The sequence below is a fragment of the Achromobacter sp. 10T422 genome (assembly GCF_056394065.1).
In genome coordinates, this window is sequence record NZ_JBFTHD010000005.1 from 212,486 (window position 1) to 224,999 (window position 12,514).

Consider the following 12,514-nt stretch of genomic DNA (forward strand, 5'->3'; position numbering starts at 1 on the left):
GGCTTCAAGTACGGCGAGAGGATGACGGCGTGCTCAGGGCCACCACATCGTCGTAAAGCGCGCGGCCAACCCAGACGCCTTCCCGTTCGCTGACCGCGCGGGCTTTGAAACGCCGCTCGGACGGCAAGCGGGCGCCTTGGCCGCTGATGGCGTCCAGCATCGCTTCGGCGCTGCTGGCGTTGATGGCCCGTTGGCCGCGGCCCAGGATGTCCGGGTCTAGCGCAATCACCAATTCACCATGCAGGGGCGTGCCGCCTGCGCCGTTGTCGAACGCCTGGGATTGCAGGCTGGTCCAGTCGCCAATCAGCGGGCCGGCAAGCAGTTCGATCATGGTCGACAGCGCAGACCCCTTGTACGAGCCGAAGGTCAGCATCGCGCCGTCCAGGCCGGCTGCGGCATCGGTGGTGGGGCGCCCGTCGCGGTCGATGGCCCAGCCTTCGGGAATGGCGCGGCCGCTGCGGCGATGCAATTCGATCTCGCCGCGCGCCACCATGCTGGTCGCGAAATCGAACACGTAGGGGTAGCCGCCCGGACGTGGCCAGGCGAAGGCAAACGGGTTGGTGCCGAAGACGGGGCGCGTGCCGCCTGCGGGCGCTACCCAGCTGTGGCTGGGCGTCATGGCGAGCCCGGCCAGACCGTGTTGGGCGATGGCTTCAACTTCCGGCCACAACGCCGAAAAATGAAAGCAGTTATTAATCGCCAGCACGGCCACGCCATTGCTTTTGGCCTTTTCAACCAGATGCGGCAGGCCTTCCTGAAACGCCAGCAGCGAGTACGCGCGTTGCGCGTCCACTTGTACGACGGCGGGAGTGGGATGGGTAATCAAGGGCAGGGCGGCCGCGTCCACCAAGCCCGTTTTCAACGTGCGCACGCACACCAGCAAACGGTACAAGCCATGTGACTGGCAATCGTCACGCTGCCCGGCAGTGATGGTCTTTGCGATGGCTGCGGCGTGAGCCGCCGAGAAACCGTTGTGTGTCAGTACGTCAAACGACAGTTCGTAGATCTGGTCTATCGAAAGATGGATGTGATCCGTGTTCACGGCGCCTCCCAGTGTGGCGTTGCAGGGCCCGACCCGCGCGACGGCTGTCAGCGGGCCTGGCGTGTTAACGACATTGTCATTCTTGAATCCCGATTCCAAAGAACAATGGTGACTTAATTTGATGGGTTGGTCCACATTGCCCCTGGCATTGCCCAAGCCCTGGATAACCGCCGCGTTTGATCTACACAGGAATCGATATGACCTACCGTTTTTTGGCACGTGCCGCCGCGATGTTGGCGCCTTGCGCCGTGTTGATGGGTGTTGTCCTGGCTTCGGCCGCCCACGCGCAAAGCTCCCCCACGCTTGAAAAGGTGCTGGCCGCCAACACCCTCAAGTGCGGCGTGCAGCTCGACTTTCCGCCCGCCGGTTTTCGCACGCCCAAGAACGAGCCCGAGGGCTACGACGTTGCGTATTGCAAGGACATGGCTCGCGCGCTGGGCGTCAAGGCCGAGATCATTGAAACGCCGTCGGCCGAGCGCATTCCTGCGCTGGTGTCGAACCGCATCGACGTCCTGATTGCGTCCACGTCGATCACGCCGCAGCGCGCGTTGAGCGTGGCGTTCTCGCAGCCTTATCTCAGTCTTCAGAACGTCGTGCTGACGCGCAACGACGCGGGGATCAATCGCTACGAAGACTTCAAGGGCCGCACGATCGGCGGCGTCACCGGCACCACGCAAGCGCTGCAATTGCGTACGTCGTTCGACGCCTGGAACGACGCCCGCGGAAAGTTCATCACGTATGGTTCCGAAGCCGAGACCTATCTGGCGCTGAATCAAAAGAAGATCGATGGGTTGGTGGCCAGTTCCAATACCGCGGACGCGTTGATACGCAGCGGACAGTTTCCGTCGTTCGTGACCAAGGGCGCCACTCACTATCCGCCTGATCTCGTCGGGATTGCGGTGCGGTTGGGCGATACGGCCTTGCTGCGCTGGGTGAACGTGTTTGTCTGGAACCAGGTTCGCACCGGCCGGTATCAAGCGCTTTACGAAACCTATTACGGCACCGCCAACGCACCCGCCCTGAACGTGGCCGGTGTGGACTTCTGATCCGAGTGCTCGCGCCCCATGCTTGATTACACCTTCTACTGGTCCGTCGTGTGGGCAAAGCTGCCCATCCTGCTGGATGGCGCGCGCCGCACCATCGAGATCACCGCGCTATCGATGCTGATCGGCACGTGCATCGCGCTGCCGCTCGCGCTGATGCGCAACCGCGCGGGCGGCGTAGGGTACTACGTGGCGACGGCCTGGGTCGAACTGTCGCGCAACACGCCAGCGTTGTTTCAGATCTACATGGCGTATTTCGGTCTGGGCGCCATCGGTATCGGCATCCCCAGCTACGCCTCTCTGCTGGCCGCGCTGAGCTTCAACAACGCGGGCTATCTGGCTGAAATATTCCGTGGCGGAATTGCGTCGGTGCCCGCGACTCAGTATGCCGCCGCCCGCTCCTTGGGGCTGACGGCCACGCAGGCGTATACCCGCGTCATTTTTCCTCAGGTCTTCGTGATGGTGTTCTTCCCGTACATCAATCAGCTGAATTGGGCGCTGTTGAACAGTTCGCTGGGGTCGATCATCGGGGTGGCCGAACTGACCGGCGCCACGCAGACCTCACTGGCGGAGTCGTTTCGCACGTTTGAATTCTTCGTTGTCGCCGCCGCGATGTACTACCTGATCTCCAAGGGCATCAGCTTCGCGGCGCGCATGCTGGCCTGGCGCCTGATGGGAAGGGGATGATCCATGCAATTTCAATTTGCCTACGCCGGGTTGCAGTGGGGCGACATGACCTTCGTATTGATCGGCTTGAGCCGCACCTTGTTGCTGGCCGCAATAGCCACCACCTTCGGCACGCTGCTTGGGGTGCTGCTGGGTTGGGCGCGAGAGGCCAATGGCGCCGTGTCAGTGTTGCTGGCGCCCTATGTCGACATCACGCGCAGCATACCGCTGCTGATCCAGTTCATTCTGGTGAACAGCGCGTTCTCGGTGTTGGGCGTGCCGCTTGATCCGCTTCAAGTTGGGGTGCTGACCTTGAGCCTCTATATGGGCGTGCTGACGTCGGAACTGGTGCGCTCGGGGTTACGGTCGGTGCGGCCCGAGCTCACGCGGGCGGCGCGGTCTCTGGGCATGACGTATTGGCAGGAGCTTCGTCATGTTTCCCTGCCGCTGGCGTTACGGACGGTGTTTCCCAGCTGGATCGGCACGGTGCTGGGCCTGACGAAGGATACGGCGCTGGTGAGCGTGGTCGGCTATGTCGAGCTGTTGCGCGCGGCGCAGATCCTCATTACGCGCACCAACGATGCCTTGCTGCTGCTGACCGGCGTGGGCATCGCGTATTTCCTGATCTGCTACCCGGTGTCCCGCTACAGCCGTGCGCTGGAACGCCGTCTTGACGGCGTTTGACGCCGCGCCACTCCTGCCAAGGCAACCCCATGATCGAAATCAAAAACGTAAGAAAGTCGTTCGGCCAGGTCGAGGTCATCAAAGGCATAGACCTGACCATTGCACGGGGCGAGGTCGTGTGCCTGATCGGCGCCAGCGGCTCGGGTAAATCGACGCTGCTTCAATGCATCAACGGGTTGGAGCCGATACAAAGCGGGCAGATCCTGGTGGATGGCGTGGACGTGCATGACAAGCATACGAACCTGAACCAGCTGCGTCAGAAGCTTGGCATCGTGTTTCAGCAGTACAACGCGTTTCCGCATTTGTCCGCGCTGGAGAACGTGGCGCTGGCGCCCCGGGTGGTCAAGGGCATGAGCCGCAAGGATGCGCTGGCGCTGGCTGCCGAGTATCTGGATTACGTGGGCTTGAGCCAGCGCGCAACGCTGCGCCCGGTGAAGCTGTCGGGCGGGCAGCAACAACGTCTGGCCATTGCACGCGCGCTGGCGATGCGGCCCGACTACATGCTGTTTGACGAGGTCACCTCGGCGCTGGACCCGGAGTTGGTGGGCGAAGTGCTGGACACGCTGCGCCGATTGAAGTCATCCGGAATGACGATGATCGTCGTCACTCACGATATTGCCTTCGCCCGCGAAAGCGGCGATCGGGTGGCCTTCTTTGATCAAGGCACCCTGTGCGAAGTGGGGCCCGCCAAAACCGTCATCAACGCACCGCGCGAAGAAAGAACCCGGCAGTTTTTGCAGCGTGTCCTGAACTAAGGCCAGCGCCTGCGGCAACTGCGCTAAGGCCGGCGCTTGTGGCAACCGCGTCGCCGCCCACGTGGCGCGCGCGCCGGGTACGAATAGGACCAACAGGGAGAAAAAAGTGGATCGCTTTCAGTCGGACACGCCCAAACTGCTGGGCAAGACCTGGGTTCCTGGCGAGGCGTCAGGCAAGGTGCTCTGGACCGATATGGACTTGAGCTTCTGGGGCGGCGTCGACCCACGCACGGGCGTGGTGATCGACAAGCATCATCCGTTGCACGGGCAAACCCTCTCAGACCGCATCCTGGTGTTGCCGGGCAGTCGGGGCTCGTGTACCGGCAGCGCCGTCATGCTTGAATTGCTGCTGGGCGGCCGGGCCCCGCGGGCGCTGGTGCTGGCCGGCCGCGACGACGTCCTCATGCTGGGCGTGCTGGTGGCCGAAGCGGTGTTCGGCAAGAGCATCCCCGTGGTCAGCGTCGGCGCTTCGGCCTTTCTTGCCTTGAAGCAACGCCCATCGCTGCGGGTGCAGGCAGGGGAAGCGCCCATGCCCATGCCCATGCCCGCGCAGACGGACGACGCGGTCATCATTGCCGATGCATCCCATTGGTCGGTGGTGGCATTGGGCGAAGGCGACCTGCGGATGTTGCAAGGGACCGAAGGCAAGGCTGCGCGGGTTGCGATGGAGATCATCGTGCGCATGGCGCGCGCGGCGGGTGCGACGCAACTGCTTGATATCCGGCAAGGCCATATCGACGGCTGCATCTATACCGGGCCGGCAGGCCTGGCGTTCGCCCGGCGGCTGGCCAGTTGGGACGCGAAGGTGAAGATCCCCACGACCATGAACGCCATTTCCGTGGACCGTTGCGCCTGGCGCGCCCAGGGCGTGCCGGCAACGTTGGGCGTGCCAGCCGAAGCGCTGGCCGACGCCTATGTGGCCATGGGAGTGGCGCCCACCTACACCTGTGCGCCCTATCACCTGCCCACGGCGCCGAGGTTCGGCGAGCAGATCGCCTGGGCGGAATCCAATGCGGTTGTCTATGCGAACAGCGTGATCGGCGCGCGCACGGCCAAGTATCCGGATTTCCTGGACATATTCATCGCGCTGACCGGTCGCGCCGCCGCGGCCAGCAGTCATCTGACACAGAACCGCCGTGCCGTGTTGCAGGTGGACATCGACCCGCCGGCCGATCATGACGATAGCTTTTGGCCCCTGCTGGGGTATCTCGTGGGCGTTTGCGCGGGCCGCGATGTGCCGGTGGTGAATGGACTGCAGGCCGCGTCGCCCACGCTGGACGCGCTGCGTGCGTTTGGCGCCGCGTTCGCCACCACGTCGTCCGCACCCATGTTCCATATCGCGGGCGTCACCCCGGAAGCGCCTGATCTGGCGGCGGCGCTGGGCGGGGCGGAGCCCAACTCAACGCGACGAATCACGGTTGCAGATTTGCGAAACGCGTGGCGGGCCTTCAACAAGGCCGAGCGGGATCAGGTGGAATGGGTGGCGTTGGGTAATCCGCACTTTTCTGCCGAAGAAATCACGGCGCTGGCAGAGCGATGCGCCGGCCGGAAGAAGAGCGACACGGTGGGCATCACGGTCACGACCCATGGCGACGTACTGCGTTCTGCGGCAATAGCCGGGCCCGTTGCGGCATTGCGCAGCTTCGGCGTCAGTTTCGTCGTGGACACGTGTTGGTGCGTGATCCAGGCGCCGGTCTTTGACCCCGCCGTCAAGACGGTCATGACCAATTCCGGAAAGTACGCGCATTACGGGCCGGGGCTGGTGGACAGGAACGTACGCTTCGGGTCCTTGGCGGATTGCGTCGACGCGGCCTGTACTGGAACGTTCAGCACCGAACCGCCACTGTGGCTTGGCCAAGATGGCTGAGCCCAGACACTGCGCTTTGCAATCCAGTAATACAGCCTGCGCATCACCCTCAGATTTCGAGGGGAATATCTGATTAATCAGGGTTTGAATTAAGCATCATCCTAGTTCCTTGAGCGTGTCAAAAAAGTATCGTTCGTGGGTCTGCACAGATCCACGACTTGGTCCGCCAATCAGGTCTGTGTATGTCCTTTCAGCCTTGTGTACGGCATTGCCGTGTCTGGGCTTTTCACAGCGTTGGTAGCCATTTGAAGCACCGTCGGCAAGCAGCTATTGCCTGTTGGCGGTGCCTTTTTTCGAATGGACTTTTTTATCTCTGCATAGAGGAACTCGCATGAAGCGCAGTATTGTGAATACCCTTGCCGCCTCCGGTTTACTCCTGGCCGTGTTGGCGCCCGTATCGACGTATGCCGCCAACGGGGTTATTCAATTTCGCGGTGACATCAGCGACACGACGTGCGCCGTCGATGTTTCGTCGGCCACGGGCTCGGAAGTGCGGTTTGGCACCGTCAAACCGGATGCCGTCATTGCCGGCACCGCGCCGGCCCTGAGTTTCGACATCAACGTGGGTGGCGGGGCCGATTGCACCAATGGCAAGAAGGCCATGTTGAGCTTCGACCGCAACGACGTCGACCTGGTGTCCAACAACGTTCCGCTGTATGCGGGCGGTGCGGGCAACGTGCAAATCGAAATCTCCAACAGCACGAACGGCGTGAAGGGCGACAAGGTGCTGCTTGGCCAGGTTGGCGCGGTGGAAGCCGAGATCGTCGACAACGCGGCGAAGTACTCGTACTTCGCGCAGTATGTGCGCCGGGACAACGCGGCTCCGGTCACGCCGGGCGATGGTAACGCGCGCCTGAACTTTACGGTCAACGTCCGCTAATTGCTGTCAGCGACATGACGTTTGACTCTGGAATCCTTGCGCGCGGCGCATCGTTACTTGCTGTGTCGTCCGCAGTGATCCTGGCAGCTTGGGCCACCCCGGTCCAAGCTGCGATCGTGCTGGACGGAACTCGCGTTGTGATCTCGTCCGATGCGCGCAGTGTCACGCTTGGCATGCAGAACACGGGTGACGTGCCCGTGCTGGCGCAGAACTGGATCGATGACGGGCGGCAAGACGCCTTGCCTGCGGATATCAATGTGCCGTTCATCCTGACGCCGGCCATCGTTCGGGTAGAACCCAGTGGTTCGGCGGTGGTTCGCATTTCGTACACGCGTGAACCGCTGCCTGCTGATCGCGAAAGCCTGTTCTATCTGAACGTGATGGAAACGCCTCCGCGCGTGGCGGGTGCTGAGAACGCACTGATGTTCAACATCAGAACGCGCATCAAGATCTTCTTTCGGCCGGTCTCATTGAAGCAAGGGGTGGGCGGCGCGCCCGGCAAGCTCGGCTGGAAGCTCGCGCGCAGTGCGAAGGGCAAGACGGTGCTTGAAGTCGCCAATCCGACGCCGTACCACGTCACGTTGGTGGGCATTGGGCTGTTCTCCAAGAACGGTCGAGTCGATGCCGGTAGCGGTATGGTGGCGCCCTTTGACACCGCACGTTTTGAATTGCCCGCGGCCGGCATTTCAGCTACCCAAAAAGGGCTGAGCGTTCGCTACGAAATTGTCAACGACTACGGCGGGTTGCAGCCTCAGGATATGCGCCTGCTTGATTGACTCCCCGTCACTTTGACTGTGGTTGGGCCAAGGAGCCAATTCGCCCGAGATGGAACCTTTACGCTTGCGGACTTTCGTTCGCGTCTCTGCACGCCCATCGCCTCTGATCGCGGCGCCTGCCGCGCCCTCGCGGCGGCCAATCGGGGGCATGATGGCGCTGGCTTTCGCCCTGGGTGTCGCGGCAACCGCCACGAACGCGCAGGACGAAATCGCCATCTTCGACCCGAACATGCTGGTGCAAGGCATCGGCGGCGTCACCATTGATACGCGCCGGTTTCAGCGCGTGAATTACGCCGAGGCCGGCACGCATCACTTGGATGTCTACTTCAACGGCCAATGGCGCGGGGTCGAGGACATCGAATTCCGTCACATCGAGGGCTTCGATAGCGCCGTGCCTTGCTATGACACCGCCTTTCTCGACCGGGGCGGGTTGGATCTGAACAAGGTGTCGCGTGCAGAAGGGGTTGATCCCTTACCGGACGCGCTGACCTGCGAAGAGCTGGCGGCATACGTGCCGGGCGGTCAGATAAAGCTGGATATCGCGCAACAGCGCCTGTACATCACCTATCCCGAATACCTGCAACGGCTGGCGGCGTCGCACCGGTATGTGGACCCGTCGCAATGGGACAGCGGCATGACGGCGGCGCGACTGAACTACACGGCCAACGTGTACACCAGCGAAGGCGCGGGGCGCCGCATGACGCGGGGATACTCGGGGCTGAACCTGGGCGTTAATGTGGGCGCGCTGCGGTTCCGGCACACGGGATCGGTCACCTGGTCCACCCGCAACGGAGCCAGGTATCAAGCCAGTTCCTACTATGTGCAAACTGATTTGCCCTCGTGGCAATCACAGTTGCTGCTGGGGGAAAGCGCCACCAGCGGCGAACTGTTCGACTCGGTGACGTTCCGGGGCGTTCAACTTGCCAGCGATGACCGTATGTTGCCCGAGACCTTGCGGTACTACACACCCATCGTGCGGGGCACGGCCAATAGCAATGCCAAGGTGTCGGTCTATCAGCGCGGCTTTCTTGTGTATGAAACGACCGTCTCGCCCGGCCCGTTTGCGATTGAAGACGTGCGCGCCAACAGCTATGGCGGCGACCTGGACGTACGCGTGACGGAAGCCGATGGCAGCTCACGCAGCTTCGTGGTGCCGTTTGCCACGATCGTGCAGTTGCTCAGACCGGGCACGACCCAATACAGCCTGACTGCGGGCCGCGCAGCAGACCCGGGGCTGCGCGGCAGTTCGCAGTACGTCCTGCAAGGAACGCTCAAACGCGGGGTGGGCGACGCCGTGACGGCCTACGGCGGGCTGGCCTTTACCGACGATTACCGCTCGATGCTGTTGGGCGCGGCGATGAGTACGCAGATAGGCGCTTTTGCGGCGGACGTCACGACAGCGCGCGCTGATTTGCCGGGTTCGGGCAAGCGCAGCGGCGCCAGCTACCGGCTGACCTACAGCAAGGATTTGCCGAACAGCGGCACCAGCTTTTCGTTGCTGGCGTACCGGTACTCCACCAGCGGATACGTCGGCTTGGGAGAGGCCCTCGCCGCCGGGAGAACGTCGTACGGAGACGGCTACCGGCCATTTCGCGTCAACGGCATGCGCAGCCGCTTCGACGCGAACATCAATCAGGCGCTGGGTGAGCGGTGGGGCAGCGTGTATGTGGCGGGCTCGGCGGCGAACTACTGGAGCGAACGGGGCAACGCCCTGAACTTTGCATTGGGCTACAGCAATTCTTGGAACCGCATTTCGTATTCCTTAGGCGTGCAGCGGGTGCACAACGTGGGCGGCGCAGACGGGTACCGTCGTGGCAATGGTGACCGAAGCACGCAGGTGACGCTGAATATCTCCATCCCCTTGGGCAGCGCAGCCTCGGGCGGATCGCCCCGATTGAATACGTTCTACAGCCGCGACAGCCAGTCTGGAACGCGCCTCACCACGGGTGTGACGGGCGCATTGGATGAGGAAAGCGCCGGCACTTACTCGGTATCTGCCTCTCACGCGGGCGGCAATGGCTCCAATACGGCGGATGCCAGCCTGGCGTACCAATTCCCTCAGGTATCGGTGTCGGCAAGCGTAGGCGCGGGCCAGGGGTACCGCCAGGCATCCATGAGCGCCAATGGCGGTGTCTTGGTGCACGGCGGCGGCGTGACGTTCGCCCAGGCAATGGGCGAGACCGTGGCGCTGGTCGAGGCCAAGGGCGCTCAGGGCGCGCGGGTAGGGTACGGCTTCAATCAGGTGGACGCTCGCGGCTACGCCATCGTTGGCCATCTGACGCCGTATCGCCTGAACTCGGTAGACCTGGACCCCAAGAATATTCCGGACGACATTGAACTGAAGACTAGCTCGGTCAACATCGCGCCCCGGGCCGGGGCCATCGCCAAACTGGTTTACCCGACGCTGCGTGCCCGCCAACTGCTGATTCGCAGCACGCAGGCCGACGGCGCTTCGCTGCCGTTTGGCGCCGAGGTCATCGATGTGGCAACCGCATTGCCGGTGGGCGTGGTCGGGCAGGGCAGCCGTATCGTCATGCGCGCCGAACAAGACAGCGGTACGGTGCGTGTGCAGTGGGGAACGGGTGACGATGAGCAATGCCTGATTGACTACCAATTGCCCGAGCGGAACACGTCCACGGGCTATGACGTGCTTGAGCTGGCCTGCACCGCGGGGGTGGCAACGCCGGTGTTGAAGGCGGCGGCGGGCGACGCGCTGACGATGCGATGAATGCGCCTATCTTGCCTGCTGGTTACCGAGTCATTCTGTGTCTTGCCTTGGCGCTGGGGCTGAGCGCGGCTGCGCGCGCCGATCTCGCTGTGGTGGGTACGCGTCATGTCTACCCGGCAAACGACAAATCACTGACGATTCAAACCCGCAACACGGGCGAGCGGCCGATTCTGGTGCAGGTCTGGCTGGATCAAGGAAGCCGTGATGCGGACCCCAGCCAGCTGGCCGTGCCGTTTGTTGTGGCGCCGCCCGTGTTTCGTCTGAACGCGCATGAACGCGCGGCGGTGTCGCTGCGGCACACGGGTGAACCCATGCCCACGGATCGTGAATCCGTGTTCTGGATCAATTTTCTGAACGTGCCGTCGAGTACGCCGTCGGTGGCGGGCGACGCGCCGAATCGCTTGAAGTTGTCGCATCGCTTCCGGATGAAAGTGCTGTACCGGCCATCGGGCTTGGCGGGATCGTCGCGTGAGGCCATTGATCAGGTGAGGTGGGCGTATCGCAATGCGGTAGAGGGGGCGCAGGGCGAGGGCGTGCTGGAAGCGTGGAATCCGTCGGCCTACTTCGTGTCGTTCGCCCGCGTGGAATTAAAGGCCCGTGGCGGCCCCGTCCTGCTGGACGGACTGACCGTGGCGCCTATGGGCGGAACGCGCTTTCCGCTGGCGCCGGGCGTCATCCCGTTAGCCGGCCGGGACGCACTGCGGTTTGAAGCGCCGACGGACGACGGCGTCATGGTGAAGGGGGCGAGCGCGCTCGCAACGGGCGCGATGAAGTGAAGCAGGGCGGCGGGAGCCGGTAAGCCGCCGTCAATCAAACTAGGAAGACAAACATGGCAAGCAGGGGTGTGTTGCGGCGTCTCGGCGCGGGAGGATTGGCGGGCGTGTTGCTGGCGGTGGCAGCGCCGATGGCGTGGGGCCAGTCAACGCAGAAGGGCCTTATCGCCGGGAATTGCACCTGGAGCAATAAGCTAGGCTCGCGATGGAATCCGCTTAGGCCGCAACTTAGCAGTGCGGCGCAAGTGAGTGATGTGCTGTCTGAAAGAGGCGCCTCTGTCACAACGGATTTTACTTATGTGGAATACGGCGAGTCTACGGAGGAATACGAGTTGATCGTGGCGGCATTTTGGGAACCCCAAGCAGCCGTGGATCGAAATGGCTGGGCCAAGACCAACATTCCCGGAATCTCCATGACGATATCGGCAAACGGCCAGGTAGTGACTCCCGGCCATTTTCCGGTGGTGGTCGCAAAGCATGCACTGGCTGTCAACGACGGAAAATTCGGGTCGAAGCAAGATTCGGTGCATACCGCATTGACCCAGCAGCTTGTGTTGGCCTCCCCGCTGGATCAGTTGCCGTCCGAGGGGCCTCTTGTTGTGACCGGTGTCTCAATTGGCGCGGGATTTACGATGTATGCAATGACCTTTCGGAAAGGTATGTATCAACTCGGGCAAACAATTCCGCAATTTCCGTCTTATCCGGGATCACAGTCGGTTTGCGTCTCTTCTAAGTTTGGCCCTTTGCTGGGAAGCGGCATCATGGGACTTGGGGCGGGTGGCAGCGAGGTGGCATTTTCCAACGCCTGCGAAGTGGGGCTGACACAGACCAAAACCGTGCAGCTGGGCTCCTACTCGCTGCGTGATTTTCCCAGTCAAGGAGCCACCTCTGAAGAAAGGCCATTTAATATCACGCTGGGCAAATGCAGCGCCCTTGCCAAACCCAAAATTTCCTTTACCGCCAAACACGGCGCCAGTGCTGACAAGACCGTGCTGAAGCTCGATCCCAAAGCGGATGACCGGGGATTGCCACCGGCCAAAGGCGTGGGCATTGTGATGATTAACGCGGCGACCAACAAGCGCATCGAATTCGGCAAGTTCTATGACATGGCGAGAGCCGGCGCGGACAGCGCAAGCATGTTTCTGCGCGCCAGCTATTTGCGCACCGCCGCGCACCCGGCCCAGATGGCAGGCGGACATGCGAATGGAACAGCCGAGTTCACCATCGAATTTCCCTGATGCCGGCGTTGCATAAAAGAAGGCCGTACGGTGTCACCCGTACGGCCTTTTTCATGCCCTGG

Annotated in this window: 11 protein-coding genes; 10 read left to right on the top strand and 1 reads right to left on the bottom strand. The window is 62.4% G+C overall.

The genetic code is table 11. The features are described from left to right. Positions 1-4: 4 nt before the first annotated feature. The gene (locus AC1DB0_RS14535; RefSeq protein ID WP_476757191.1) at positions 5-1,042 is read right to left on the bottom strand and encodes an Ldh family oxidoreductase; all 1,038 of its coding nucleotides are present in this window, start codon (positions 1,040-1,042) and stop codon (positions 5-7) included. A gap of 197 nt (positions 1,043-1,239) precedes the next feature. Here AC1DB0_RS14535 and AC1DB0_RS14540 point away from each other — a divergent pair, with 197 nt between their 5' ends. From AC1DB0_RS14540 to AC1DB0_RS14585, 10 genes are all read left to right on the top strand, one after another. Next, on the top strand, positions 1,240-2,088 hold the full coding sequence (locus AC1DB0_RS14540) for a transporter substrate-binding domain-containing protein (RefSeq protein WP_476757192.1): 849 nt from the start codon (positions 1,240-1,242) through the stop codon (positions 2,086-2,088). Positions 2,089-2,106: 18 nt separating this feature from the next. Next, positions 2,107-2,772 carry an amino acid ABC transporter permease gene (locus AC1DB0_RS14545; protein WP_476757193.1) on the top strand — a complete coding sequence of 222 codons (666 nt, stop codon included), beginning with the start codon at positions 2,107-2,109 and terminating at the stop codon, positions 2,770-2,772. Positions 2,773-2,775: 3 nt separating this feature from the next. Then, positions 2,776-3,435, top strand: coding sequence for an amino acid ABC transporter permease (locus AC1DB0_RS14550; protein WP_342066980.1), 660 nt, complete (start codon positions 2,776-2,778; stop codon positions 3,433-3,435). A gap of 29 nt (positions 3,436-3,464) precedes the next feature. Beyond that, positions 3,465-4,190: an amino acid ABC transporter ATP-binding protein gene (locus AC1DB0_RS14555; RefSeq protein WP_476757194.1), complete on the top strand. Its 726-nt coding sequence runs from the start codon at positions 3,465-3,467 to the stop codon at positions 4,188-4,190. 106 nt (positions 4,191-4,296) lie between these two features. Further along, entirely contained in the window at positions 4,297-6,057 is a 1,761-nt protein-coding gene (gene lhpI, locus AC1DB0_RS14560; protein WP_476757195.1) for a cis-3-hydroxy-L-proline dehydratase, read from the top strand. Between the two features lie 331 nt (positions 6,058-6,388). Beyond that, the gene (locus AC1DB0_RS14565; RefSeq protein WP_175171203.1) at positions 6,389-6,937 is read left to right on the top strand and encodes a fimbrial protein; all 549 of its coding nucleotides are present in this window, start codon (positions 6,389-6,391) and stop codon (positions 6,935-6,937) included. A gap of 116 nt (positions 6,938-7,053) precedes the next feature. After that, positions 7,054-7,713 (top strand): fimbrial biogenesis chaperone, encoded by a 660-nt coding sequence (locus tag AC1DB0_RS14570; RefSeq protein ID WP_476758692.1) that lies wholly within the window; start codon positions 7,054-7,056, stop codon positions 7,711-7,713. Positions 7,714-7,861: 148 nt separating this feature from the next. Further along, positions 7,862-10,441 carry a fimbria/pilus outer membrane usher protein gene (locus AC1DB0_RS14575; protein WP_476757197.1) on the top strand — a complete coding sequence of 860 codons (2,580 nt, stop codon included), beginning with the start codon at positions 7,862-7,864 and terminating at the stop codon, positions 10,439-10,441. Then, positions 10,438-11,217, top strand: a complete 780-nt coding sequence (locus AC1DB0_RS14580) for a fimbria/pilus periplasmic chaperone (protein WP_476757198.1) — start codon at positions 10,438-10,440, stop codon at positions 11,215-11,217. Before AC1DB0_RS14575 ends, AC1DB0_RS14580 begins: the two co-directional genes overlap by 4 nt. A gap of 53 nt (positions 11,218-11,270) precedes the next feature. Then, entirely contained in the window at positions 11,271-12,452 is a 1,182-nt protein-coding gene (locus AC1DB0_RS14585; protein WP_476757199.1) for a fimbrial protein, read from the top strand. Positions 12,453-12,514 lie beyond the last annotated feature (62 nt).

Bases quoted from the DNA above. Each gene is read 5' to 3' on its own strand.
- AC1DB0_RS14540 (WP_476757192.1), top strand. From the start codon at position 1,240: ATGACCTACCGTTTTTTGGCACGTGCCGCCGCGATGTTGGCGCCTTGC.
- AC1DB0_RS14545 (WP_476757193.1), top strand. From the start codon at position 2,107: ATGCTTGATTACACCTTCTACTGGTCCGTCGTGTGGGCAAAGCTGCCC.
- AC1DB0_RS14550 (WP_342066980.1), top strand. From the start codon at position 2,776: ATGCAATTTCAATTTGCCTACGCCGGGTTGCAGTGGGGCGACATGACC.
- AC1DB0_RS14555 (WP_476757194.1), top strand. From the start codon at position 3,465: ATGATCGAAATCAAAAACGTAAGAAAGTCGTTCGGCCAGGTCGAGGTC.
- AC1DB0_RS14565 (WP_175171203.1), top strand. From the start codon at position 6,389: ATGAAGCGCAGTATTGTGAATACCCTTGCCGCCTCCGGTTTACTCCTG.
- AC1DB0_RS14575 (WP_476757197.1), top strand. From the start codon at position 7,862: ATGATGGCGCTGGCTTTCGCCCTGGGTGTCGCGGCAACCGCCACGAAC.
- AC1DB0_RS14580 (WP_476757198.1), top strand. From the start codon at position 10,438: ATGAATGCGCCTATCTTGCCTGCTGGTTACCGAGTCATTCTGTGTCTT.
- AC1DB0_RS14585 (WP_476757199.1), top strand. From the start codon at position 11,271: ATGGCAAGCAGGGGTGTGTTGCGGCGTCTCGGCGCGGGAGGATTGGCG.